Origin of the sequence: uncultured Campylobacter sp. (assembly GCF_937890585.1) — a bacterium.
Lineage (GTDB): Bacteria > Campylobacterota > Campylobacteria > Campylobacterales > Campylobacteraceae > Campylobacter_A.
In genome coordinates this window covers 1-4,951 of sequence record NZ_CALACG010000008.1, presented here as the reverse complement: position 1 = coordinate 4,951, position 4,951 = coordinate 1, and the positions used below count along the sequence as shown (strand labels likewise).

Below are 4,951 nucleotides of genomic sequence, written 5' to 3'. Positions count from 1 at the left end.
TGCCTGATGATAAAGCGCATGCTGTGCTACGCACAGGTTTTGATACGTAAAATTGCAATATCACATCAAAAGCTTAAATAAAATTTTATATAATCCCTCTTTTACAAAGGTGTAGCGACTTTAAAAAAGGAGGCAAATGAGCGAGAAAAATCCAGTTTCAAATTTCATCTCAACTGATGATGAGATGCTTGCTTTTTTGTCAAATTTGGGTCAAAAATGGCACAAAAGCGATGATGTAGCAAATTTTATAGAGCGAAATTTTACCTTTGTCGGCTCAAAACCGCTTTTGCAAAATTTAAAAGATTATAAAACGGCTGATTATGAAAATTTCGCTGATATAAAAAATTTTCTAAGCTCATATCCAAGCGTTCAAAGTAAAATTTTAAGCAGTGAGATAGGCTATGTCGGTGATGGTCTAACAAGCGTAGAGCTTAGATTTGCGCCTGAATGCTTTTATGATTTTTTAAAATTTATTGTTGAAAATATCGCGCAACATCACTATTTTTGCAGCCTTAAAGAGGGTTGGATATTGCTTATTGCGATGGAGGGGTATGTAGAATTTGGTGTTTTGTATTAACAGAGTTAAATTTACCCTGCAAAGATAAAAAATCGGCACATAAAAGTCCTTAAATTTAGCAAAAAAGCCAAATTTACACGCAAACATCGCCTGCCGCTAGCAAAATTTAATCAATTTTTTTATATAATCCCTATTTTTCACAAAGGTAGATAGATGGATAGAAAATCGTGGAGTTCAAGACTTACATACATTTTAGCTGTTGCAGGGGCTACTGTCGGCTTTGGCGCGACATGGCGGTTTCCTTACTTGGTCGGTCAAAACGGCGGCGGGGCCTATGTTCTCGTATTTTGCATAGCGATGATAGTCATTGGCATTCCTATGATTTTGGTTGAAAACGCCATCGGCAGGCGACTAAAGTGCAACGCCGTTGATGCATTTGGCGGCACGATAAGTGGCAAAAAGATCAGCAAAAAGTGGCAGATAGTGGGCTGGATGGGGCTTGTTGGCGCATTTGGCATCATGGCTTATTATATGGTTATCGGAGGCTGGGTTTTAAACTATATCGCTCAAATTTCATTTGGTTTGCTTGATCTCTCGCACATCGTTAGCTTTGAGCAAACTAGCGTATTTTACGAGCAAAATATCGTTAGCAATCCGCTTGCCATAAGCTTTGCGACTCTTGTTTTTGTTCTGGTTAATTACGCTATCTTGGTGCAAGGTGCAGTTGGTGGCATCGAGCGCTCAGCAAAATATCTAATGCCGCTTCTTTTTATCCTAATGCTCGTCATGATCGCTAAAAACATCACACTTGATGGCGCGATGGAAGGTGTGAAATTTTATCTAACACCTGATTTTTCAAAGATAAGCTTAAAGCTTTTTGTCGAGGTTTTGGGGCAGGTTTTCTTTGCGCTTTCGCTTGGATTTGGCGTGATGATAACGCTCTCAAGCTTTGTTAAAAAGGACGAAGGGCTAGTTAAAATTTCTATCATCACAGGCATCTTAAACACCGTCATAGCCGTGCTTGCTGGCTTTATGATATTCCCTTCGCTCTTTAGCTATGGCGTCTCACCAGATAGCGGGCCTAGCCTAGTTTTTAAGTCGCTTCCGATCGTCTTTTCGCACATGCCGTTTGGCGGATTTTTCGCGGTGGCGTTTTTCGCGCTTCTTATGATAGCTGCGCTTACGACGTCGCTACCGATATATGAAGTGATCATTACTACGCTGCAAGAGAAATTTAAGATAAAGCGCAAAAAAGCGATATTTTTAGTGCTTAGCGTTATTTTCGTGCTAGGTAATTTACCATCACTTATGGCTACAAATTTACTAAGCCACGTCACAGTTTTTGGTAAAAATATCTTTGACGCATACGACGCGATAAGTGCGACGATATTTTTCGTGCTGACCTCGCTTGGGTGCGCGATATTTGTCGGCTGGGTGCTAAAAGATGAAGCGAAAAAAGAGATCTTGCAAGGCAGCGAAAAATACGCAAAGCTTATAAATATTTGGTTTTTCTACATCAAATTTATCGTGCCTTTTGTCATTTTGGTGCTATTTATCAGTAGCTTTTACGACAACTTTTTGAAGTGAAATATGCGTGAGCTTGTAAATTTTGATAGTGGTGATCGCCTAAGACTTAGCGTAGAGGGTAATGCTTTAGTAAGCGTGAGCCAAAAAGGCGCTAAAACAAAGCAGAGTAAAAAAGAATTTGCAAACGAGCAAGATGCCAAAAAAGCCTGCATCAAAAAAGAGTGGGAGAGCCTAAAAAAGGGCTTTGTCCTGCAAGATAGTGAGGCAAAAGTAGGTGAAGCGAGCCTGCACGTTTATATCGGCGGTGGATACACTGGAGCGCTTTCGTTTGCCAGCATAAAAGATGAAATTTACGTTTATAAAAGTGCTGGTCAAAAAGATGGCGGCAAGCCTAGCGATATTTTGGTGAAGCTTGATCGAAGCGGCGCTATAAAAGAGCAGATCGCCTTGCCAAAGCCACTTGCGTGGGACGCCCAGTGCGTAGGTGAAAATTTACTCTTAGACCTTGATCATGAAATTTACATTTTTGAGCCAAATGGAGCTAAATTTCGTGAAATTTCAGCCGAGCAAAATCTCAAGCGAAATAGCGAGATAGCAAGCTTTATCTGTGCTTCAAACGGCGTGGCAGTTTTTGGCATGTTTGGGCAAATTTTTGCCTTTAAAAATGGCGAAATTTCAAAGATTGGCGAGTATAAATGCAGTACAAAAAGCCACGTGCCGATACTTTGCGCGGCTCTTAGTGCGGATGCTAGCATGCTTGCGCTTTGCACCAAAGAAAATGAGCTGCAAATTTTAAACGCAAAAAATGGCGAAATTTTAAGCGAGCTAAGAGCAGAATTTGGCGTGCTAGATAAAATTTGCTTTTTGGACGATGAGACACTTTTACTTAGGCAATATCTTGAAAACAAGCTATTAAGCCTTGATATCAAGAGCGCAAAGGTGACAAAGCAGCCTTGGATAAAGGATGAGTATCTAAGAGTGAGCGAGTTTTGCCTAGACAGCACAGCTGGCAAGCTCGTGGTGATAGATCAAAGTAGGGCATACGCCATCAATCTGCAAAGTGGCGATGTGATGGCGGAATTTACGTTAGCTCATGTCGTAAAGAGCTGCGAGGCTAAATTTATAGATGGCAAGCTCGCAGTTAGAACGGACTATGGCTGCTTTAGTCTTTATGAAATTTAAGGGAGAATATGTTTTATACACTTTTATTTATCTATATTTTTTATGTGATTTTTAAGCTTTTTTTGGCGAATTTACAGATCAGCTTTGTAAGGGCTGAAGCTAAAAAAGAGCCTGTTGTGCTTGAGGCGAGCGAGTACAAAAACGCTGCAGACGCCGCCGTGACAAATCAAAAATTTGAAATTTTTAGCCTCATCTATCACGCCGTTATATTCTTTGCGTGGATAAGCTTTGGGCTAAAAATGCTCTCAGACGCTTGCCTAAAAGAGGGCAGCACGTCTGAAAACATCCTCTTTGTGATGAGCTTTTTGCTGATCTCGTCGCTTCTTGATCTGCCGCTAAATATCTACGAGAGCTTTGTAAAGGACAAAAAACTAGGCTTTTCAAATATGAGCGCAAAGATATTTTTGGTTGATACTATAAAATCGCTAGCGCTAATGCTCGTTTTTGGCTCGGCTTTCGTCTGGCTCGTGCTTCTTTGCATAAATTTCCTTGGCAATTTTTGGTGGTTTTGGGCGTTTTTGCTAAGTTTTGGCATCGCTTTAATCATAAATTTGATATACCCAACGCTCATCGCGCCTATATTTAACAAGATGTCGCCGCTTGAAGATGGCGAGCTAAAGGGCAAGATAGAGGGCTTACTTAAAAAATGTGGCTTTAAAAGTAGCGGCGTCTTTACCATAGACGCTAGCAAGCGCGACAACCGCTTAAATGCCTATTTTGGCGGGCTTGGAGCGACAAAGCGAGTGGTGCTTTTTGATACGCTCATAAAAAAGCTAAGTACCGAAGAGATAGTGGCGGTTTTGGGTCACGAGCTTGGGCACTTTAAACATAAAGATATCCTAAAAATGATTGCGCTAAGTGCGGTTATGCTATTTTGTCTATTTTTCATCTTTGGAAACGTTGGCGAAAGCGCTTATAAGGCGATAGGACTAGGGCAAAATGGCGCTAGCATCATCATCTTTTTGGTGCTTTTCTCGCCTATTTTTAGCTTTCTTTTTTCGCCGATCATCTCGCACTTTAGCCGTAAAAATGAATTTGGCGCAGACAAGTTTTCAAAAGAAATTTCAAACAAAACCGACATGATAAACGCCCTAACCAAGCTTGGCAGCGAAAACAAAGCGTTTCCAAAGTCGCACTGGCTTTACTCATTTGTCTATCACTCGCACCCAAGCCTTTTTGAGCGGATAAATGAGCTAGAAAATGAGAGTTGAAGAGGCTTTAAAGCAGGCAAATTTAAGTCTGAAGCCGCTTTGTGAAAACCCAAGCAGGGTGGCTAAAATTTTGCTAATGAGCTACCTTGATGTGAGCATCGAGTGGATATTTTTAAACCAAAAGAGCGAAGTTGATGAGAGTGGCTACTTTGCCCTTGTAAAGCGCTTTGAAAACTATGAGCCACTTGAGTACATTACCGGCAAGGCTGGTTTTTATGGGCTGGAGTTTGATGTAGAAAGTGGGGTTTTGATACCGCGACCAGAGACTGAAATTTTAGTCGATAAAGTGCTAGAGATAGCAAGCGGCTATAAAGCACCAAAGATCGCTGAGATCGGCACTGGTAGCGGGATAATAAGCGTCATGCTAGCTCTAAAAACAAACGCCAAAATAGTAGCCACCGATATAAACGAAAAGGCGCTAAATTTAGCCAAAAAAAATGCGCTTAAATTTAATGTAAGCGAGAAGATAGAGTTTGTAAAGTGCTCATACATCGATGAAATTTCAGGTGATATC

The 4,951-nt window shown here is 40.9% G+C and carries 5 protein-coding genes; all 5 read left to right on the top strand.

From position 1 onward, the window contains the following. Nucleotides 1-136: 136 nt before the first annotated feature. Nucleotides 137-577, top strand: a complete 441-nt coding sequence (locus tag Q0296_RS00185; protein WP_298035586.1) for a hypothetical protein — start codon at nucleotides 137-139, stop codon at nucleotides 575-577. A gap of 153 nt (nucleotides 578-730) precedes the next feature. Then, entirely contained in the window at nucleotides 731-2,104 is a 1,374-nt protein-coding gene (locus Q0296_RS00180) for a sodium-dependent transporter (RefSeq protein WP_298035585.1), read from the top strand. A gap of 3 nt (nucleotides 2,105-2,107) precedes the next feature. Then, nucleotides 2,108-3,226 (top strand): hypothetical protein, encoded by a 1,119-nt coding sequence (locus Q0296_RS00175; RefSeq protein ID WP_298035584.1) that lies wholly within the window; start codon nucleotides 2,108-2,110, stop codon nucleotides 3,224-3,226. Nucleotides 3,227-3,234: 8 nt separating this feature from the next. Continuing rightward, a complete protein-coding gene (locus tag Q0296_RS00170) occupies nucleotides 3,235-4,437 on the top strand; it encodes a M48 family metallopeptidase (protein ID WP_298035583.1) in 1,203 nt (400 codons plus the stop codon). Then, the coding region (locus Q0296_RS00165) for a HemK/PrmC family methyltransferase (protein ID WP_298035582.1) at nucleotides 4,427-4,951 on the top strand (525 nt) is incomplete at its 3' end. The genes Q0296_RS00170 and Q0296_RS00165, both read left to right, overlap by 11 nt.